The organism is Brevibacillus centrosporus (assembly GCF_046622605.1).
GTDB classification, from domain to species: Bacteria; Bacillota; Bacilli; order Brevibacillales; family Brevibacillaceae; genus Brevibacillus; species Brevibacillus centrosporus.
Map to the genome: position 1 here is coordinate 1155424 of NZ_CP176856.1, position 19199 is coordinate 1174622.

19 protein-coding genes, 1 riboswitch and 1 other annotated feature (1 of these 21 running past the window's edge) are annotated in these 19199 nt (G+C 50.3%); of the genes, 15 read left to right on the forward strand and 4 right to left on the reverse strand.

What is annotated here, in order from left to right; genetic code table 11:
* The first annotated feature begins 74 nt into the window (after positions 1-74).
* From ACLIN2_RS06240 to ACLIN2_RS06310, 15 genes are all read left to right on the forward strand, one after another.
* Positions 75-1097 carry a methionine ABC transporter ATP-binding protein gene (locus ACLIN2_RS06240; protein WP_092266455.1) on the forward strand — a complete coding sequence of 341 codons (1023 nt, stop codon included), beginning with the start codon at positions 75-77 and terminating at the stop codon, positions 1095-1097.
* On the forward strand, positions 1090-1761 hold the full coding sequence (locus tag ACLIN2_RS06245) for a methionine ABC transporter permease (RefSeq protein WP_400583877.1): 672 nt from the start codon (positions 1090-1092) through the stop codon (positions 1759-1761). Before ACLIN2_RS06240 ends, ACLIN2_RS06245 begins: the two co-directional genes overlap by 8 nt.
* A 24-nt stretch (positions 1762-1785) precedes the next feature.
* Positions 1786-2571 carry an enoyl-CoA hydratase/isomerase family protein gene (locus ACLIN2_RS06250; protein WP_411503533.1) on the forward strand — a complete coding sequence of 262 codons (786 nt, stop codon included), beginning with the start codon at positions 1786-1788 and terminating at the stop codon, positions 2569-2571.
* Positions 2572-2592: 21 nt separating this feature from the next.
* The gene (locus ACLIN2_RS06255; protein ID WP_411503534.1) at positions 2593-3744 is read left to right on the forward strand and encodes an alpha-hydroxy-acid oxidizing protein; all 1152 of its coding nucleotides are present in this window, start codon (positions 2593-2595) and stop codon (positions 3742-3744) included.
* A 17-nt stretch (positions 3745-3761) separates the two neighbouring features.
* Positions 3762-4949, forward strand: a complete 1188-nt coding sequence (locus tag ACLIN2_RS06260; protein ID WP_411503535.1) for a CaiB/BaiF CoA transferase family protein — start codon at positions 3762-3764, stop codon at positions 4947-4949.
* Positions 4950-5368: 419 nt separating this feature from the next.
* Complete coding sequence (locus tag ACLIN2_RS06265; RefSeq protein ID WP_246071089.1) at positions 5369-5797, forward strand: AbrB/MazE/SpoVT family DNA-binding domain-containing protein; 429 nt, start codon at positions 5369-5371, stop codon at positions 5795-5797.
* Positions 5742-6056 carry a type II toxin-antitoxin system RelE/ParE family toxin gene (locus ACLIN2_RS06270; RefSeq protein ID WP_411503536.1) on the forward strand — a complete coding sequence of 105 codons (315 nt, stop codon included), beginning with the start codon at positions 5742-5744 and terminating at the stop codon, positions 6054-6056. The genes ACLIN2_RS06265 and ACLIN2_RS06270 overlap by 56 nt, the downstream gene beginning before the upstream one ends.
* A gap of 292 nt (positions 6057-6348) precedes the next feature.
* Positions 6349-8472: a sensor domain-containing protein gene (locus ACLIN2_RS06275; RefSeq protein WP_411503537.1), complete on the forward strand. Its 2124-nt coding sequence runs from the start codon at positions 6349-6351 to the stop codon at positions 8470-8472.
* Between the two features lie 395 nt (positions 8473-8867).
* A riboswitch (cyclic di-GMP riboswitch) is annotated at positions 8868-8951 on the forward strand.
* A 243-nt stretch (positions 8952-9194) separates the two neighbouring features.
* Positions 9195-9602, forward strand: coding sequence for an MASE3 domain-containing protein (locus ACLIN2_RS06280; RefSeq protein ID WP_411503538.1), 408 nt, complete (start codon positions 9195-9197; stop codon positions 9600-9602).
* Positions 9599-9850, forward strand: coding sequence for a hypothetical protein (locus tag ACLIN2_RS06285; RefSeq protein ID WP_411503539.1), 252 nt, complete (start codon positions 9599-9601; stop codon positions 9848-9850). Before ACLIN2_RS06280 ends, ACLIN2_RS06285 begins: the two co-directional genes overlap by 4 nt.
* Positions 9847-10212 (forward strand): response regulator, encoded by a 366-nt coding sequence (locus ACLIN2_RS06290; RefSeq protein ID WP_400583889.1) that lies wholly within the window; start codon positions 9847-9849, stop codon positions 10210-10212. Before ACLIN2_RS06285 ends, ACLIN2_RS06290 begins: the two co-directional genes overlap by 4 nt.
* Before the next feature lie 158 nt (positions 10213-10370).
* Positions 10371-11270, forward strand: a complete 900-nt coding sequence (locus tag ACLIN2_RS06295) for a DMT family transporter (protein WP_411503540.1) — start codon at positions 10371-10373, stop codon at positions 11268-11270.
* A gap of 100 nt (positions 11271-11370) precedes the next feature.
* Positions 11371-11796, forward strand: coding sequence for a BlaI/MecI/CopY family transcriptional regulator (locus ACLIN2_RS06300; RefSeq protein ID WP_411503541.1), 426 nt, complete (start codon positions 11371-11373; stop codon positions 11794-11796).
* 3 nt (positions 11797-11799) lie between these two features.
* Positions 11800-12651 (forward strand): M56 family metallopeptidase, encoded by an 852-nt coding sequence (locus ACLIN2_RS06305; RefSeq protein WP_411503542.1) that lies wholly within the window; start codon positions 11800-11802, stop codon positions 12649-12651.
* Between the two features lie 73 nt (positions 12652-12724).
* A complete protein-coding gene (locus tag ACLIN2_RS06310; protein WP_411503543.1) occupies positions 12725-13135 on the forward strand; it encodes a DoxX family protein in 411 nt (136 codons plus the stop codon).
* Between the two features lie 293 nt (positions 13136-13428).
* Here ACLIN2_RS06310 and nadD read toward each other — a convergent pair whose 3' ends face one another.
* The 4 genes from nadD to ACLIN2_RS06330 all read right to left on the reverse strand — a co-directional run bounded on the left by nadD (position 13429) and on the right by ACLIN2_RS06330 (position 18906).
* Positions 13429-14067 carry a nicotinate-nucleotide adenylyltransferase gene (nadD, locus tag ACLIN2_RS06315; RefSeq protein WP_122924085.1) on the reverse strand — a complete coding sequence of 213 codons (639 nt, stop codon included), beginning with the start codon at positions 14065-14067 and terminating at the stop codon, positions 13429-13431.
* A gap of 31 nt (positions 14068-14098) precedes the next feature.
* Positions 14099-15007: a hypothetical protein gene (locus ACLIN2_RS06320; RefSeq protein ID WP_411503544.1), complete on the reverse strand. Its 909-nt coding sequence runs from the start codon at positions 15005-15007 to the stop codon at positions 14099-14101.
* A 153-nt stretch (positions 15008-15160) separates the two neighbouring features.
* Positions 15161-17284 carry an RNA degradosome polyphosphate kinase gene (locus ACLIN2_RS06325; RefSeq protein WP_411503545.1) on the reverse strand — a complete coding sequence of 708 codons (2124 nt, stop codon included), beginning with the start codon at positions 17282-17284 and terminating at the stop codon, positions 15161-15163.
* An 80-nt stretch (positions 17285-17364) separates the two neighbouring features.
* Positions 17365-18906: a hypothetical protein gene (locus tag ACLIN2_RS06330; protein ID WP_411503546.1), complete on the reverse strand. Its 1542-nt coding sequence runs from the start codon at positions 18904-18906 to the stop codon at positions 17365-17367.
* A 286-nt stretch (positions 18907-19192) separates the two neighbouring features.
* Positions 19193-19199, forward strand: a binding site (T-box leader); it runs 231 nt beyond the window's last position.

The window sequence follows — 19199 nt, forward strand, 5'->3', positions numbered from 1 at the left end:
CTCCGCCAGTGAAATGGCGGGGCCCCGTTTGCGTTAACAGGAGTTTGAGGAAATAAAGGAGGTTCTGGTACAGCGTGATCAAGCTATCCAATGTTTCAAAGAGCTTTCAGACTAAAAAGGGAGCCATCCAGGCGATCGACGACGTCTCACTTGAAGTAAAGAAGGGTGAAATTTTCGGAGTGATCGGCTACAGCGGTGCCGGGAAAAGTACCTTGATTCGTTGCGTAAATCTGTTGGAAGCACCGACTTCCGGTTCCGTAGTCATCAATGACAAAGAGGTAACGAACCTGTCCGCGGAAGAGCTGCTGCAGGTCAGACGCAAAATCGGCATGATCTTTCAAGGCTTCCATCTGCTGAAGACGGCTAATGTTTACGATAATATCGCAATTCCGCTTCGTTTGACGGAGGTCGACAAAGAGGAGCTGGACAAGCGAGTCACCAAGTATCTGAAAATCGTCGGGCTGGAAGACAAGCATGATGCCTATCCCGGCCAGCTGTCAGGTGGTCAAAAGCAGCGAGTAGCCATCGCCCGGGCACTGGCGCAGGAGCCGGAAATTTTGCTCAGTGACGAAGCGACCAGTGCGCTAGATCCGGAGACGACTGAGTCGATTCTGGAGCTGCTGCTCAAGATCAACAAAGAGCTGGGAATTACCATCATGCTCATTACCCACGAAATGAACGTCATCCAGAAAATTTGCGATCGTGTGGCTGTTATGGAAAACGGGAAAGTCATCGAGCAGGGGCGGACGGTCGACATCTATGCGCGCGCAACTCATCCGACGACGAAGCGCTTTGTGAACAGTACGTATCACAAGGAGCTGCCTGCCAATGTCCTGCAGGAGCTGATCCAGACTGGGCCGGTCGTGCGGCTGTCCTTTGTGGGGGAGAGCACGAGCAAGCCTGTGCTGGCATCGGTCAGTTCGAAATTTCAGGTGTCTCCCAATATTTTGGCCGGCGGTATTATCCAGTTGAAGCAGGAGACGATTGGTGCACTGGTCGTTCATCTGAATGGCGATCAGGAAGAAACGAAGCGAGCCATCGCCTATTTGGAGGAACAAGGAGTCATGATCGAGGGAGTGGAGGTAGCCCATGTCTGATATTCAACAATTCATCGAGGGACGTCTCCCGATTATTTGGGAGTCCGTCGTGCAAACCTTTCAGATGGTCTCGGTATCCCTGCTTTTCTCTGTGCTGCTCGGTCTGCCGCTAGGGGTTCTTCTGATCCTGACCCGACCGGGGAATGCGCTGGAGAATCGGGTTGTTTACCAGGTTTTAAACGTGGTAGTCAACATCATTCGTTCGATCCCGTTCATTATTTTGCTGTTTTTTATCCTGCCGTTCACCAAGCTTTTGGTGGGTACGTCTATCGGCATCAAGGGCGCTATCGTTCCGTTGATCGTCCATGCTGTTCCCAACATCGCCCGGCTGATGGAAAGCGCACTTTTGGAGGTGGACAGCGGTGTGGTTGAAGCGTACAGGTCGATGGGCATACGGACGAGGCATATCATCTGGCATGTCCTGCTCCGCGAAGCACGTCCGTCTATTATCCTCGGGTTGACGATTGCGCTCATCACGCTGATTGGCGGAACGGCTATGGCTGGGCTCGTCGGCGCAGGGGGATTGGGCGATCTAGCTTACCGTTTCGGACATCTGCGCTATGAGGTCGATGTCATGTACGTGACGGTCTTTATCCTGATCCTGCTCGTTCAATGCATTCAAACGATCGGGAACAAGCTGGCGGCAAAATACAAAAAGGGATAAAACGAGGGGCGAGGTGACACGAGTATGAGCCATCAAGAGCAGCTGATTTACGTAGAGAAGCAAGGCCCGATCGCGACGATCGTGCTGAACCGTACGAGCAAACGCAATGCGCTGAACCTGGAAATGTGGTTTACGCTGTCCAAGCGGCTGGCGGAGCTGGAGACCGATGAGCAGACGAAAGTAGTGGTCATTCGCGGTGCGGATGATACCTCGTTTGCGGCGGGGGCAGACATCAGCGAATTTTTGTCCAACCGCTCCTCCGCTCAGAAGGCGAAGGAATACAACGATTTGTCCATGGAGTCGGTAGACAGGCTGCACCGTTTTCCCAAACCGACGATCGCCATGATCCAGAAATACGCGGTAGGCGGGGGACTGGATATTGCGCTTTCGTGTGATTTTCGTTTCAGCGCAGAAGATGGAATTTTTGCGATCACCCCATCCAAGCTGGGAATCGTCTATAATTTAACTAGTACAAAAAGACTCGTCGACCTGGTTGGTCCATCCAAGGCGAAAGAAATCTTGTACACAGCAAGATCACTGGATGTACAAGAGGCGTATCGGATCGGGCTGATCGACCGCATTTACCATAACAGCGAAATTGTGGAGCATACCTATGCGTTTGCTGCCTTGATCGCCGAGCGTTCACAGGTGTCTGTGCGGGGAACCAAGCAAATCGTACAGGCGATTCTGAATGGACATACGGAAGAAAACGCCGAAATTGCCGAACTAATCTTGCAATCATTTGATTCAGGAGATTACAAGGAAGGCGTGCAAGCGTTTTTGGAGAAGCGAAAACCGCAGTTTCGCTGAAAAAGAAGGGATGGAATTTTCATGGCAGGAACAGAACAAAAAAACGAAAGCTTGCTTTTTACCCGTGTAAACAAGGATACACAAGCGCTGCCGATCGCGATTGAGGACTGGGAGCAAAAAGCTCGGGAGCTTTTGCCAGCAGGACCTTTTGACTATATTGCTGGTGGCTCAGGAGCAGAAGAGACGCTTGTCTCCAATCGCGCTGCCTTTGGCAAATGGGCGATTGTGCCACGGATGCTGCGCGATGTTTCCAAGCGTACGCTGGGCATCGAGCTTTTTGGTCAGCAGCTGAAAACACCCGTACTGCTGGCACCTGTAGGCATGCAAGCAATCGCGAATGAAGAGGGCGAGCTGGCTACGGCCCGTGCAGCAGCAGCGGCTGGCGTACCGATGGTCGTCAGCACCGTTTCCGCTCATACGCTGGAACAAATCGCCGAAACCATGGGGGATGCCCCTCGCTGGTTCCAGCTGTACTGGTCCAACGATCGGGAAGTATGCGCCAGCATGGTCAAGCGTGCGGAGGCGGCTGGCTACTCGGCAATCGTGCTTACTGTGGACACGATCATGCTCGGATGGAAGCGCCGCGATTTCCGCAATGGCTACTCTCCTTTGCGTGAAGGAAGAGGCTTGGCGAACTACGTTTCGGATCCTGTTTTCTGCTCCAGACTGTCCGAAGTAAACTCGGAAAATGCCGTAGAGGAAGTGCTCCGCAACATTTATCATCCGACGCTCAACTGGGATGACATCGACTATCTGCGCCAGCACACCAAGCTGCCGATCCTGGTCAAAGGCATCCTGCACCCGGACGATGCGAAGCTGGCTGTAGAACGCGGCGTAGATGGCATCATCGTATCCAATCACGGTGGACGTCAGCTAGATGGAGCCATTTCGACACTGGATGCTTTGCCGGCGATCGCAGAAGCGGTAGACGGACGTATTCCCGTGCTGCTCGACAGTGGCGTGCGCACAGGGGCGGATGTGGTGAAGGCGATCGCACTGGGGGCGACGGCTGTTCTGATCGGACGACCTTTCATGTTCGGTCTCGCGGTTGCGGGCGAAAAAGGCGTGGCAAGTGTTCTCGACACATTGATCAACGAGCTGGATGTATCCGTAGCATTGTCCGGTAGCAATTCCGTCGCGGAGCTGAACAGGAGTATACTGATTCGCTTGTAACGAGTAGGAGGCAGAAGATGCAGCAGGCGTTACAACACATGAGAGTGATAGACTTGACGCAGGTGCTCGCAGGACCGTATTGCACGATGGTGCTGGGCGATTTGGGAGCCGATGTGATCAAGGTAGAAAAATACCCGAATGGCGACGATAGCCGCATCATGGGCCCGTATTTCGAGGAAGAGAGCTACAGCTTCATGATGGCGAACCGCAACAAGCGGGGGATTCGCCTCAATATCAAGGAAGAGGCAGGCCGAGAAATCCTGTACGATCTCGTCCGGTCTGCGGATGTGTTTATCGAGAACTACCGTCCCGGTGTGACGAAAAAGCTGGGGATCGACTACGAGACTTTGCGCGAGCTGAACCCAGGCCTGATTTATTGCTCGATCTCCGGGTACGGACAGACAGGGCCTTACAGTCACAAGGGCGGTTATGACATCATGGCGCAGGGCTTGTCCGGGCTCATGAGCATGACGGGAGAAAAGAATGGACGTCCGGTCAAAAACGGCATTGCCATTCATGACATCGCCGCAGGGGTTACAGCCATATACTCGATCATGGCAGCCTACATCCACAAAATGACGACTGGGGAAGGCCAGCATATTGATCTGTCGCTGGTTGATTCAGGACTTGCCTGGACCGTCTGGGAGTCTGCTGCTTACTTCGGAGCAGGTGAAGTTTCAAAAGCAAACGGCTCCGCTCACCGAGTGACAGCTCCTTATCAAGGGTTCTCGACCAAAAACGGAAACATTCTGGTTGGGGCGGGAAATCAGAAGCTGTGGGAGAAGTTTTGCAAGGAAGTGATCGGAAGGGAAGAGCTCATCGACGACCCGCGCTTTTTGACCAACAGCGAGCGTACGGCTAATCTGCCGGAGCTGGAAAAAATCATTGAGTCCGTACTCGTCCAACAGGATTCGCAATATTGGCTGGAAAAGCTCGATGCAGCTGGGGTGCCGTCCAGCCCGATCTATCAGTATGACGAGGCTCTAAATGACCCCCATATCCGCTCGCGAGACATGGTGATCGAGTACGAGCATCCGCTGGCGGGAACGATTCAGAGTCTCGGATTTCCAGCGAAATTTTCTCAGACGCCCGGTCAGATCAAGCGTCCTGCGCCGCTGCTCGGTCAGCATACGCGCGAGGTCTTACAGGAGCTGCAGTATTCGGAAGAGACGATCCGACAGCTGGAGGAAAACAAGGTAATCTAAATTGTGCATGAAGGGCCAGTTCCTATTTTCAGATAAGGAACTGGTCTTTTTTGAGTAGACAAGATAATTAAGCAACGTGCTAGGGCAAACTTTTTTCAAGGATACATCCTTGATCTTGACAAATACATCCATTTTTTATATCCTTGATTTGTCCTTGATTAAAGTTGGCAGTGATTAGTTATTCCACTATTCTTTAACCGCCCATTAAGAACAGAGTCTAATTGTGAAGACCGTAGAGTCTAATTGTGAAGACCGTAGAGTCTAATTGTGAAGACCATAGAGTCTAATTGTGAAGACCGTAGAGTCTAATTGTGAAGACCATAGAGTCTAATTGTGAAGACCGTAGAGTCTAATTGTGAAGACCATAAGTCTAATGTGAAGACCATTGAGTCTAATGTGAAGAGAGTTGAATTTAAACTATGATGAAAAACCTGCATTCGGGCGAAGCAGGGATAGTTGGATACAAGAAAATCACGGTAACTGGAAAAAGGCAGATTACGATACCGAAGAGCTTTTTCGATCATCTCGGCTTTGGTACTACGGTTGCAGCATATTTAAGAGACGGTGGTATTTTTCTTGAGCCTGTGAAGGAAGATGCTAACACCACGATTGATTTTGACACCAGAGAGATTGTCCGGGAAGCGATTGCGGAGGGGCTAACAGGTGATGAGTTAGCCGATGAAATTTCGCGTCGTATTATAGAATTGAATAAGCTGATGGATCGTCGTATTCAGGAGTTTGAACGTGATATGTCGGGTGATTCGGTCGACGATGGCGAGGTAGATGATTTCAATGGACTTGACGTATTCTTTGACCAAGAAATTGGAGAAAACACTAAAGAAACTTGAAACCAGACAAAGTGCCCTGGTTAGAAAGTTTGAAGAAAAACGCGACGCAATTCTTCAAACACCTACGCTAGGGTACCCGCTCAAGGAGAATCTTCGCCCATTTTGGTCCTATGATTGGATGATAAATGGAATTGCCGTTCGACTCTGCTATCTGTATGATCCGACCGAACAGCATATTTACTTCGTTTGGTTTGGTACAAGAGAAAATTTTTACGACGATGTTAAGCAATATCTGTCTTCCGTAAATTTCCGTCTATAGAAAAAATGCGATGGGCTGAGTCCATCGCATTTTTTACTACATAACATTCTTTACTACATACTGTTGCCTGACGAAGTATAAGAATACTAAAGCTCTATGATAATTTCCTTTGAAAGAAACGCCTAACGAATCCTGCTTCCGCACCTGAAGCCAACGTTTACAGAAATGTTGAAAAGCTCTTCATCTCCGCCCATAGACCTTTTGGAAGTTCATGGTACAATGAAGCCATGATCCAATCCGTTTGGGATAGGGTCCTTTTTGTACATAGACTAGGGGAACTGGTGATAGATAGATGAGAACCGAAGCGATAGTAGACCTCTCGCCGCAGGAATGGGAAGACCTGCTGCAAGAAAAAGACGAAAAACTAAAGCGCGCCCTGCGGGATCTTGCTGATGTACGCAGAGCGCTGGACAAGTCCACCATTGTGGCGATCACGGATCATCGGGGCATTATCCAGAGCGCCAATGACCAATTTTGCCGCATATCCAAATACAGTCGAGATGAGCTGATCGGGCAGGATCACCGCCTGTTGAATTCCGGTCATCATTCCAAAGAATTTTTCAAAAACATGTGGGCAACGATCGGATCGGGTCAAATATGGCGCGGGGAAATCAAGAATAAAGCGAAGGATGGTACTTTGTACTGGGTTGACACGACGATTGTTCCCTTTATGAATCAGGCGGGGAAAATCTATCAGTACGTTTCTATTCGCAACGACATCACCGACCGCAAGGCAATGGAGGCAGAAATGCTGGCGAGCGAAGCCAGGTATCGCATCATCGCCGAAAATACGTCCGACATCATCTCAGTGATCAATTCGGATGGGGATTTTTTGTATTTGTCGCCTTCGCATCAAACCCTGTGGGAACACGATGTGCCAGCTGAAAAGTTTCAAAATCTGCTCGAATGGATCGTGGAAGAGGATCGGGACATCATGAGCTATGCGATCCGCTATACGTATTCCACGGGAAAAGGCTACATGGCGGAATGCCGCATCAAATCCGAGCGTGCGGTTGCGATCTGGACGGAGACGAAGACCAGTCCGGTTTTCGACGAACAGGGAAACGTGACCAAGCTGATACTCGTTACGCGCGATATTACGGAACGCAAGCTGACGGAGGAAATGATTCATCATTTGGCCTATCATGACTCTCTGACGGACCTGCCGAATCGCCGGATGTACGTCCAGCATCTGACCAAGGAAATCATGCAGGGCAAGCGTTTCCAGTCCAACCTGGCCGTCTTGTTTCTCGATATGGACCGTTTCAAAGACATCAATGACTCCTTCGGGCACGATATCGGAGATCTGCTGCTGGTCGAAATGGCGAAGCGCCTAAAATCTTGCATACAGCCGTCAGACATGGTGGCACGTTTGGGCGGGGATGAATTCACGATTCTGCTAGGCCAGCAGGGAGACTCCAAGCGAGCGGAGGAAGTAGCGGACTTGATCATGGGACAGCTGCAAAAGCCGTTCGAGTTAAGTGGACATCTGGTGAACATCTCGTGCAGCATCGGGATCGCGCTGTTTCCGCAGGATGGCGACACAGCGGAGGACCTGCTGAAACGAGCCGACACCGCCTTGTATTCCGTGAAATCGCAAGGACGCAACGGATATTCGTTTTTCGATCCAACGATGGAGGCAAAATCGCTGGAGCGTATCCTGATGGAAAACGAGATGCGCAAAGCGATTGACCAGCAGCAATTCCACGTCTATTACCAGCCGAAAATGGATATCAGCTCCCAGAAGCTGACGGGAATGGAAGCACTCGTACGCTGGGTGCATCCGGAGCTGGGAGTCATATCTCCAGGCAAATTCATTCCAATTGCAGAAGAGAGCGGGATGATCCTCGAGCTTGGCGAGTGGATTCTGAGAGAAGCTTGTAAGCAAAACAAGAAGTGGCATGATCAAGGGCATATGCTAAAGGTGTCCGTAAACCTATCCGCGCGGCAAATTTTCCAGAAGGATCTGGTAGAGAGAATTACAGGGGTCTTGGAAGAGATTGGGCTATCGGCACAGTGGCTGGAACTGGAAATTACCGAGAGCATTTTTGTCAAAATGGAAGAAGCGACGGCGGTTCTCAAGCAGCTGCGAGAAGCGGGCATTCACATCTCGATCGACGATTTCGGGACTGGCTACAGCTCCTTTAGCTACATCAAGAGCTTGCCAGTCGATACAATCAAAATAGACGCATCGTTTATTCGGGATATTCACCATAATCAGGAGAGTCAGGCGATCGTGAAGGCGATTGTGACGATTGCGGACAGCTTGCAGATGAACGTCATCGCGGAAGGCATCGAGCTGGATGACCAAGCAGAAGCTTTGCAGCAAAACGGCTGTGCTCACGGGCAAGGCTACCTGTTCAGCAGACCGCTGGCGACGGATGATTTTGAGCAGTTTTTAGCGGAACGAAATTGAAGACGATTGTAAAACAAGCCCGGTATATCACGAATATACGGGCTTTTTGTTTCGCGTGCCAACTTCAAAGGGAACCAGCCCGCATACCTGCTATTTCTTTTTTTAGTCAAAATATGATCTTTTCTGCGGACAGCAGGATGTATCGCCAGAAGAAAAAGAAAGCCAATTGAGACTTGATCGTGTGCAGCATGGAACTCAAAAAAGTTTTGCTTGGGATGTTTCGTTTATAGGAAACAGGGTATTGAGTAATAGGAAAAAAGAATCAATAATGAAAGAGTTGATTTTTTTCGCTCCTTTTCACTATGTGTTCACAGACTGTATAGGTAAATACGACTATAACACCTTTGATTGGTTAAAGCGTTGCAGTATTCGAAATTATGACCTCAACTTAACTAAATGACTGTGGAAGCGATGATCTGTCATTCGTATGTGGGCACTTGAATGGCAGGGAGCGAGTAGTGCAACCGACCCTATTTGTTCGTAAAAATAAGGTCGGTTTTTTTGTGTGAAAATTTCTCTGTCTAGGATCCATCATTCGAAATTATTGGGGGCATCTTCTCTGGAAATGGAAAATCTATAACATGCTATTAGATCGATGCCAAGCAAGCAGCCTCCCATAAAACCTGCAGGCTTGTGGCCTGGTATTATGGCCAGTTGCCGCAAAAGATCAGCCTTCCTTTAGACAACTTGAAGAACCGCATAAGGCTGTTCATCAGTTTGCCGTGCAAGCGGTAGAATCCTATGAAAAAGGCAATCTGCTTGGTGCGCAGCAAGCGTTAGGAATGGATGTTTTTTCCCATGTCTTTTCTCAAAAACGACTTTGGATGGGGGCTCTTTTCCTGTCTGTTGGGGTGCTAGAGATATTCCATGCGCTTTCCTATAAAGGAATGCCATTCTTTTTATCGGAATGCTCTGCCTACAAGGCGACTTGGTTTTATTTGATCTCCCGTCTGACCCTCGCGATCGGGCTGCTGCTTTTTGTATTTGCAAAAGAAAAACAAGCGCTACCTTTTCATAGATGGTTGGCCTACTGCCTTTCTCTTGCCTATTCTCTTATCTGGGTATTGATTATTTTCGAAGGTGAAGGTATGTCACTACGAACAAGCATGATGCAGCGATCATCTCCATGATTGTCTCTATCGCCGAGGTGATTGCTGAGGGTGTGGAGCACGTAGACCAATTAGATTTCTTATGGGAACAACAATGTCGGCAGGTTCAGGGGTACCTATTCAGTCCCCCTATTTTACCCGAGCAGTTACCTCTGCACTTTCATGAAATACAGAAGCGTTCCATTTTCCTACCGCAGTCGTGTAGGGATGTAACGCTCCTTGTAACGTGGCTTCTACTTCACACAAATGGAAAAGGGGCACCCATATGACGAAAAAAATAATGGTTGTGGATGATACGGCATTTATGAGAAGCGTGCTGAAAAATATGATCGTGGAAGAATTTGCCTATACAGTGATAGAGGCTTCAACGGGTAAAGAGGCATTTGAAAAATACAAATTGGAAAGACCGGACCTTACCACGATGGATATCACCATGCCAGAGGTGGATGGGATCGCCGCGCTGAAACTGATCAAGAATTTTGACCCGCAAGCCAAGGTGATGATGTGCTCGGCGATGGGGCAGAAGGCAATGGTCATTGAGGCGCTGCAATTTGGAGCGGTGGATTTTATTGTGAAGCCTTTCCAAAAAGATAAAATTGTAAGCACGATTCGTAATCAAATTTCCAAGTGAAATTTTTTCAAATGCATAACGCCAGGGAACCGTTTGCACACCGATGGCGGATTTAGGGTCTTGTAATGAGCAGGCAAATGGGTATAGACTAGACGATGCTCAGGCTTTCCTTTCATTTAGAGAGTGACTGCCGAAAAGTAAGAAAAGGGAGGTCCCTCATGGGAAATTCGACGAGGAAAACCACACTCGCCATCGCTTGCCTAGTCCTGATCTGGGGTATCTCTTGGTCCATCTATAAAGCGGCGCTGCCTTATACTCCACCTCTTCTATTCGCAGGAATGCGGGCGTTCTTAGGAGGATTGCTGCTGGCAGTATTTTTAATTCCTACCTGGAAGAAAATGAAATGGCGACAGAACTGGTCCCGTTACTGTGTGTCCGCTCTGCTCAATGCGGCTCTTTTTTATGGCATGCAAACAGCGGGTCTGGTGTACTTGCCAGGTGGGCTGTTCTCGGTACTCGTGTATTTTCAGCCAGTGCTGATCGGCTTGTTCGCTTGGCTTTGGTTAGGCGAGAAGATGTCCCTTCTAAAGATCGTGGGCTTGCTGATTGGGTTTTGCGGGATTTTGGCGGTCAGTGCAGATGGCCTGCAAGGACAAATATCGATCGTCGGTGTTGTGCTTGCGATCTTGACTGCGATCAGCTGGGCACTCGGCGTCATTTATGTGAAAAGAGAGAGCAGCAAGGTAGATTCCCTGTGGATGGTTGCCCTGCAATTTGTGATTGGCGGCGCGCTGCTGACAGGAGCAGGGACTATTTTCGAGAGCTGGTCAGATATCGTCTGGAGCGGCGGCTACGTGTTTGGATTAGGGTTTGGTGCGACACTCGGCATACCCGTTGCGTTTGTCATCTACTTCCATCTGATGAATAGCGGCGATGCTAGCAAGATTGCGTCCTTCACGTTCCTAGTACCTTTGATTGCGGTAGCGACGGGTACGCTGTTTTTGCACGAGCCGTTTACGTTTTCGCTGGTTGCCGGGTTGGTACTGATTGTCTTGAGTATTTGCTTGGTAAACTATCGAAGCAAGAAACAAAAGGTTCGGATCGCATCTGAAGCTTGAAAAAGTGAGGAAAGTCAACAGGCTCGGGCTGGAAAATAGTCCCGGGCCTGTTGACTTCCATAGATACCAACACTACAATTGGTAGTGTGAGGTGAATGCAATGAAACTGCAGCACTTTAAGATGAAAGAGAGCGGCTTGAATCGTTTTTTTGGCCCGCTTGAGGCGAAGATCATGGAAATACTGTGGGACAGCCGCGAGCTCGCGCATGAGCTGAGTATTAAAGACGTACAGCAAAGGCTCGAATCGGACAAGCAAGTCAATTTCAACACGGTCATGACCGTCATGAATCGGCTGGTGGAAAAAGGCTTTCTAGAAAAAAGAGCGGCTGGGCGCTCCTCCTTATTTCAGCCCGTACAGTCCAAGGAGGATTTTATCAATAATCAATCCAAGGAACTGACGCATGAGCTGATGGAGGAATTCGGACCACTCGCGATCACGCATATGCTCGATGAGCTGGAGGATGCGGATCCAGAGCTGTTGGAGCTGCTAGAAGAAAAAATCAATTCTTTGAAAAAGGGAAAATAAGCCATGTGGGAAAATCGATCGCGAATGCTCTTTTTGTCGGGGCTTACGATAGCCGCACTCGTTTCTATTCAAATGGGTATGTACTTGTTTTACACCATGATGGGTTGGGATCTGCATTTCAACTTCCTGCAGCTGTGCAAAACGACGATTCATTCCCTTGGCTTTTCCTCGGCGGGCTATCTGCTCGACGTGCTGGTACTGTATACGTTTGTATGGGCGATCTGGATGACAGTCAGACAAATTCGGCTGTGCCGCCGGTTTGATGCGACTCTGCTGCGGAATCTGCATGTGGAAAAGACCAATCAGCTGAGAGGCGCCTATCGCTTTGGCAAAGACGATGTTTACGTGGTCAACAGTCGCGAGCCTTTGGCATTTACGGTGGGACTGCGCCGACGCCGGATTGTGCTTTCGACAGGCTTGCTGGATTTGCTGGACGAAAGAGAGCTGGCGGCCGTGATTCATCATGAAGCGTACCACGAGGAACACGCTGATCCGTTGAAGGTATTTTTCCTTTCCCTGCTTGCCAACGTTTTCTGGTACTTGCCCGTCTTAAAGCATATTCATTCGCATTACAAAGTGGTGCGTGAAGTGCTGGCTGACCGTCATGCGATGGAGCAGACAGGGGGAATGGCCGATTTGGGCAGAGCACTCCTGAAGCTGCTGAAGCAAAGGCAAATCGCTTCGGTCACACAGGCTGCTCATGTGTCCTTTGCTGATACGGCGATCAACTATCGTATTCAACGGCTGCTGGATCCGAAAAAAGAGGCACCTTTTCAAGTGCCGACAGTATCCGTATGTATTTCCCTGGGTGTCATCTTCTTGTTAAGTCAGCTTTTCTGGGTCTCCATGGCCTGATTTTTTTTACACGATTACACTACACTATGTAGTTTAAAATCAGCTTACCCAATATCTTGAAGGAGGAGTCGAAATGAGTAAGAAAACGATGCAGGAAGTAGGAGCATTGCTGGTACGTGTCATTCTGGGGCTGGTCTTCATCAATCACGGACTGGACAAGTTTCAGGCGTTGGAGGGGACAGCAGGATTTTTCTCTTCGCTGGGCATTCCAGGATGGATGGCGAATGTCGTGGCAACGATCGAGCTGTTTGGGGGAATCCTCGTCCTGATCGGGCTGGGAACACGAATCGTCCCACTTTTGTTTGCATGGATCATGATCGTCGTCATGGTTGTCATGCCAAGCGAAAGAGGATTTTTCACGGGCAACGAGCTGCACATTGCCTTGCTTACCATGTCCCTTTACCTGGTGCTCGCAGGCAGTCCTCTCTTGGCCGTAGACAAGCTGCTGCCTTTCGGGCAAAAAAGACTGGAAGAAGCAAAGTAGCGAATAAGCGAACGATGCAAGTGGCAGTTAGGAAAAGCAGTCCTGACTGCCTTTTTTGCGTAAGGACGTCCATTATTTTTTAACGATGAACGGCTGCCAGCAGCGAAATAGCAGTGAGCTCTCTGACCGAGCAGCAAACAACTGTCCAAATGGACGTGGTTGTAACGGAAAATCGGGGAAGATACTCGGGCAACACCGCAAAGTGGCGCTTTGTCTTTCAAATTGAAAAGTAAAAAACACAGTCGCTCTTATTTGCCGGCTGTGTTTTTTTACGAGCGGGATGCAGAAATGACTCACTCGCGAATCTCGCGGTAAATACCTTTTTCATAAATATATTGCAGGCAGACATCAGGCAAAAGAAAGCTGGGGTCGCCACCTTTGCGAATTTCGTCGCGTATGTAGGTCGAGCTGATGCCCATGTTGATTCCTTTGCTCATGATTAAAAAATGCTCGTCATGATTGCGCAGCAGCGGGTCCTCTGCGATCAGATCGGCGGATGGATAGCCCTCACGAGACATGACGATGAACTGAAATTGTGATACGAGCTTCTCGGCATTGCCCCAGCTAGACAGGCCCGCGAGCAGATCAGAGCCCATGATAAAGTACAGCTCGTCGTTCGGGTATTTTTTTCGTAAATGAATCATGGTGTCGTACGTATAGGTCTCTCCCGGCAAGGCGTCCATTTCGACCGTCGATATTTCAAAGAGCGGCTCTCCCAAGCTGTTCTTTTTATGCGCGCTGGTCTCAAGGGCCATCTTCAGCATGTTCAGGCGGTGCTCATCATCGGTCTGCAGCTTTTTGTCGTGCCGCAGGGAAGAGCAGGGCACAAAAATCACCTTGTCCAGGCGTCTGCGGCGCGCAACTGTGGCTGCCGTGAAGAGATGGCTGTAGGTAATGGGATCGAAGCTGCTGCCGTATATACCGATTCTCATCCAGATCGCTCCTTTTCGTCGTCATCTGCTATTACAGCGTGCAAGCGGTAGAGGTGGTGACCGTGATTCCATACGTTTCCTGAAAGTGGGCAAGAGTCTCTTCGGTGCTCTCCTCGAAGCCAGGGATTGGACTCATGCAATCGGAAAGAACGACGATGCGAGAAGTCACGTCCGGCTCCGCCTGGTAGTACTCCAGAATCTGTCGCAGGGACTCCAGTACACAGTGAGATTTTGCTTCTCCGACCACGATGATCCGATCGTAGTTTTTCAGCTCGCGCAAAAGCTCCTCGTTGCCTGGCTCGTCAGCGGGAGCCACTTCCGGTTTGATGATGCCGTACATTTCACTCAAGGGATCCTGGCCCTTGACAATTCGCAAAGGCGTCGATCGACGAGCTGCGGAATGGAAGAAAACCATATTGGCAAACTGGCTCTCCAAGGCTGCGCCATAAGAACCTTCGAGGCAATGGTACGGCCAGATGCAGAGCTCTTTTTTGCTTTGCTCCGCGAGCTTTTGGACGTAAGCAAGACTCTCCTCAGCGTCATGGACAGGCAGCCACTTTCCGCTCAGTACGTCTTCTGGTGTAATGACCGTAAAGGGGGCAGGATGATTCCCCTCTGCGTCCACCCACCAGATGGGGTGAAAGATTTGATCGGGCTGATGGGTATCGAGGGAAACGGCAATTCGTGTGATTTTCTCCAGATGTGTGTACAGAAAGCGTACTGAATTGTGTATATCTTGGTGTGAGCCAGGTACCGCCAGTTGACCCTTTTCCATAAAGTCATTTTGCATATCAATGGCCAGAAAGAGAATTTTCTCGGAATCGTTTGAAGCGGGGGAGAGCTCCTCCAAAGAGGCTTTGTCCAACAGGGTTTTCAGGCCAATCTCAGAGGAAAGTCCAATGCGGTGCTCCTCAAAAATGTCGTGAAGCGGCGTTTTCATCGCGAGGTCTCTCCTTTTCCAAAAAGGCTGTTTTCTCCATTAAAGCCAAAAAACACGAATTGCACAACCGACTGGCAGGGAAAAAAAGAAAAAGCCAACGCGCCTGCAGAGAGGCGGCGTCAGCTGCTGTTACCTAAAAAGACATGGGAGTGTTTACTGCAGGAGGGACGTGATCGGTTTCATACGGGGAACGGCGAGTTCGAGCTCCCTTTTTTGATTATGTATAAACGTCTCCTCCCAAAAGAACAGCTGGCTGTTCATAGGAAACGCGCTCTTCGGCTGCACGCGGACGTACGTGCCGTCCGGCATGAGCTGATGCGCTTTGGTATCGTCCTGAAGCATCGTCTCCAGAAGCGCTTTGATTCTTCTGCGCAAATCCCGCTGCAGGACGGGAAAGAGAATTTCAACACGCGCCATCATGTTTCGCGTCATCCAGTCTGCACTGGAAAGATAGATTTGTGGATCGCCGCCGTTACAAAAATGAAAGATGCGGCTATGCTCCAGGTTGCGTCCGACGATGCTGATGACGCGGATGTTTTCGCTGACCCCCTGGATGCCCGGGCGCAGGCAGCAGATCCCACGGACGATCAGGTCGATCTTGACTCCCGCACAGGATGCCTCATAGAGAGCCATCATAATTTCTTTATCTGTCAACGAATTCATCTTGGCTATGATATATGCCGGCTTCCCGGCAAGGCTGTTTTCGATTTCACGCTGGATGAGCGAAAGAAACGTGTCACGCAAGCCAGTAGGAGCCGTGGAAATGACTTTCCATTCAGGCGGGCAGGAGTAGCCGGACAGATGGTTGAAAAAGTGCGTCGCGTCTGTCCCAAAGTCCTCGTGTGCCGTAAACATTCCAATATCCGTATAGGTTCCCGCCGTCTTGTCGTTGTAATTTCCGGTGCTCAAGTGCACGTATCTGCGCAAGCCGTTTTCTTCTGCACGTACGACGAGCGTGATCTTGCTGTGGGTCTTTAAGCCCGCGAGTCCGTAGATGACGTGGCAGCCCGCGTTTTCCAGCTTTTTCGCCCAGACGATGTTGTTCTCTTCGTCAAAGCGGGCTTTCAGCTCCAGAAGCACCATCACCTGCTTGCCGTTGTCAGCTGCTTTCAGCAAGGCGTTGACGATCGGGGAATCGCCGCTGACGCGATACAGCGTCTGCTTGATCGCGAGTACCTTTGGATCCTCAGCAGCCTCTTGCACAAAGCGAATCACTGGATCAAACGACTCGTACGGATGATGAAGCAGCAGGTCGCGTCTTTCGATAGCAGAGAAGATGTCACCATCGCCAAAGAAATCCAGTGGCTGCTGGGGGGTAAGCGGTTCGAAACGCAGGTGATCATAGCCCTCCAGCGCGTGGAAGCGGAAGAAGAAGGTAGGGTCGAGCGGACCGTCAAACCGATAGATTTCCGGCTCGTCCAGCTCCAGCCAATCCAGGAGCGTCGCTTGCAGAAACTCGCTCATGGACGCATCCACTGCGAGGCGGGAAGGCTCTCCCATCTTCCGTTTTCTCAGCTCCTGCTCGATTGCTTCCAGCAGGTCTTCGGTTTCGTCCTCATCGATGGTCAAATCAGCGTTGCGGGTGATGCGAAATGGACATGTTTCCAGGATATTGTAGCCGCGAAACAAGCTGTCCATATGCACGGAAATGACATCCTCGAGAAGAATAAAATGCGCCTCGCCTACAGGAGAGGGCAGCTCGAGAAAACGGGGGACGACGGAGGGCACCTGAACCACTGCAAACAAGGGCCCTTCGCTGTCCACATCGTCATCCTCGAGCAAAACGGCGAGATTCAGGCTTTTGTTCAACAGCATGGGAAACGGATGGCTGGCATCTACGGCCATCGGGGTTAGCACCGGATACAGCTGGTGGTGAAAAAATGAGTGTACAAAACCCTCCTGCTCCTCGTCCAGCTGCTTCGCTTTCAGGAAGCGAATGCCTGCTTTTTGCAGCTCGGGTGTGATATCCTCCCGCAGGATCGCGAACATGTTCTGCATGACTTCATGGGTGCGCTCCCACACGGCGTGCAGCTGCTCGAGCGGTGTCATCCCCGACTTGTTGTCCGGCTTGGTAAGACCCGCTTTGACCTGGTCCTTCAAGCCAGCTACCCGTACCATGAAAAATTCATCAAAATTACTGCTGGCGATCGCAATGAACTTCAGACGCTCAAAGAGAGGATTGCTCTCACTCTTGGCTTCCATCAGCACGCGCTCGTTAAAGGCGATCCAGCTTAGTTCTCGATTAATGTAATAGTCTGGAATGCGAAAGTCCTTCATCCTGGCCCAACCTTTTTAGGAAAAATGGGGAAATTGACCACTGATCAGGACAAGTATAGCAGTCTAGTGTTAAGGGATTGTTAAGGTTTGGCAGGGCTATCGACTACGACTGGACGAAAAGAGATGGCCAGCTTCCATGCCTTGCTCAGCTTGGCGAGCGGTTCGTCCAGAAGAGAATATTCCAGAAGTCCAGCTCGTTTTCCCATGCAAAGGAGCGTTAATGGTCCGTCGTCATCCGTCAGCCGGATCGTGTGTATAGCCTGTGACATGGAGCGATCCAGCATCCGTGCCAGCAGGACGAGGTGACCGAGCTTTTCGACGAGGCTCTTGTCCGTCTTCGAAACGATGTCCGTATGCTTCGCCAGCTGGCTTTGCAGAAGCTTGTTGCTTTTAAAAGAGGCAATCATGGCGATCAGGAGTCTTTCCCGATGGGTGTACCCTGCCAAAAGTACGTGCGACAGTAAATAAAACGTATGCTCGGAAGCTTCATGGACGTTGATTGTACGCCCCACATCGTGCAGGAGTGCGGCTGCCTCCAGCAGATCGCGTTCCCCTTGCCCATACGTGTGATGACCAAACGTCTGGAGCTGATCGAACAGCGACAAGGAGAGCTTGCTGACGTGAATGGCGTGCGGCTTGTTGACCTGATAGCGGTTCATGAACTGGTCGATGCTTCGCTCATGCACCACCCGGATGGAGGTCGGAGCGGCGGTTCCCCAGACGGCTTCGGATAATATCCCGTCGCGCAGCCCCTTGTTGCTGACGATCAGCTCTGGGCTTCCTGCATGACGAAGCAGGCTCTCAAACACCGTGATGCCAGCAAGAATCACATCTGCCCTGTCCTTGGAGATTCCGGGGACCTGTCTGCGTTCTTCGAGTGTAAGCAGACTGAGCTGCTCCAATATCCCTGTTACTTGCTCGGTATCGAGCGGGTAGTGGTGGAAGCTGTCCATGCTGTATTGCACGGCCCGCTGATGAATTTTGGCTAGATTTCGGGCTGTGCCGCCGATGGCAATGATCGGACAATGCCTGTTTAGCAGCCAAGGGCAGGAGGAGTAGGCAGTGCTCAAGAAATGCTCCAGCGAAGAGAGTTCCTCAGCAGTCGGTACCTCGCTGTGCAAAAACATGCGCGTCAGGGAGACGATCCCGAAAGGAAAGCTGTGAGAGGCCAGAAGCTCGCGGTTGGAAAAAAAGGTGACTTCGGTACTCCCCCCGCCGATATCGATGGTGATCCCTTCGTCGATGCTCATACTGTTTACGACGGCGAGATAGCCGTAGCGAGCTTCGTCTTCGCCGCCGAGGACGAGGACGCTGATTCCTGTTTCTTTGGATATTCGATCGATCAGCTCGCTGCCGTTATCCGACTGGCGTACGGCAGCAGTTGCTACGGCAATGATGTCCCTTATATTTCTTGCTTCCAGCAGATCTTTGAATTGTCGCATGCAGTCGATGGTCTTGGTGATCCCCTCTTCATCCATACGGCCGTTTTGCACATGATTGCTGAGTCGCAGTCCGCGTTTGATATTGTCCACTTCTGTCACGAGACCTTGTGAATCTTGCTCGTAGACGACCAATCTGGCAGTGTTTGAGCCTAGATCAATGACACCGAAATTACGATTCATGCTACTCCCCACTTTGCGTTCTTCTGTTCTGAGTACCTCCCATTATGCCACAGATTGGAAGGGCATGCCTGCTTCGTTATGGGAGGGGAAAACAGAGGGAATCTTGCTGAAAATGTATGGACATTTATTTTGTTGATCAACTATTTTTCCTGACATGATCACGTTATTCTTTTTTCACGCGCCAGTGCTGCACTCGCCGGACATCCCAAAAAGATGTCGGTTGACAACAGCTCAAAACCTTTCTATAATCTGAGACATTCAAGAAAACGTATAAGACCCATACGGAAGAAACG

Excerpts from the sequence above, each read along its gene's own strand:
- ACLIN2_RS06245 (WP_400583877.1), top strand. The coding sequence starts at position 1,090 with ATGTCTGATATTCAACAATTCATCGAGGGACGTCTCCCGATTATTTGG.
- ACLIN2_RS06250 (WP_411503533.1), top strand. The coding sequence starts at position 1,786 with ATGAGCCATCAAGAGCAGCTGATTTACGTAGAGAAGCAAGGCCCGATC.
- ACLIN2_RS06255 (WP_411503534.1), top strand. The coding sequence starts at position 2,593 with ATGGCAGGAACAGAACAAAAAAACGAAAGCTTGCTTTTTACCCGTGTA.
- ACLIN2_RS06260 (WP_411503535.1), top strand. The coding sequence starts at position 3,762 with ATGCAGCAGGCGTTACAACACATGAGAGTGATAGACTTGACGCAGGTG.
- ACLIN2_RS06265 (WP_246071089.1), top strand. The coding sequence starts at position 5,369 with ATGATGAAAAACCTGCATTCGGGCGAAGCAGGGATAGTTGGATACAAG.
- ACLIN2_RS06270 (WP_411503536.1), top strand. The coding sequence starts at position 5,742 with ATGGACTTGACGTATTCTTTGACCAAGAAATTGGAGAAAACACTAAAG.
- ACLIN2_RS06275 (WP_411503537.1), top strand. The coding sequence starts at position 6,349 with ATGAGAACCGAAGCGATAGTAGACCTCTCGCCGCAGGAATGGGAAGAC.
- ACLIN2_RS06285 (WP_411503539.1), top strand. The coding sequence starts at position 9,599 with ATGATTGTCTCTATCGCCGAGGTGATTGCTGAGGGTGTGGAGCACGTA.
- ACLIN2_RS06290 (WP_400583889.1), top strand. The coding sequence starts at position 9,847 with ATGACGAAAAAAATAATGGTTGTGGATGATACGGCATTTATGAGAAGC.
- ACLIN2_RS06295 (WP_411503540.1), top strand. The coding sequence starts at position 10,371 with ATGGGAAATTCGACGAGGAAAACCACACTCGCCATCGCTTGCCTAGTC.
- ACLIN2_RS06300 (WP_411503541.1), top strand. The coding sequence starts at position 11,371 with ATGAAACTGCAGCACTTTAAGATGAAAGAGAGCGGCTTGAATCGTTTT.
- ACLIN2_RS06305 (WP_411503542.1), top strand. The coding sequence starts at position 11,800 with ATGTGGGAAAATCGATCGCGAATGCTCTTTTTGTCGGGGCTTACGATA.
- ACLIN2_RS06310 (WP_411503543.1), top strand. The coding sequence starts at position 12,725 with ATGAGTAAGAAAACGATGCAGGAAGTAGGAGCATTGCTGGTACGTGTC.
- nadD (WP_122924085.1), bottom strand. The coding sequence starts at position 14,067 with ATGAGAATCGGTATATACGGCAGCAGCTTCGATCCCATTACCTACAGC.
- ACLIN2_RS06320 (WP_411503544.1), bottom strand. The coding sequence starts at position 15,007 with ATGAAAACGCCGCTTCACGACATTTTTGAGGAGCACCGCATTGGACTT.
- ACLIN2_RS06325 (WP_411503545.1), bottom strand. The coding sequence starts at position 17,284 with ATGAAGGACTTTCGCATTCCAGACTATTACATTAATCGAGAACTAAGC.
- ACLIN2_RS06330 (WP_411503546.1), bottom strand. The coding sequence starts at position 18,906 with ATGAATCGTAATTTCGGTGTCATTGATCTAGGCTCAAACACTGCCAGA.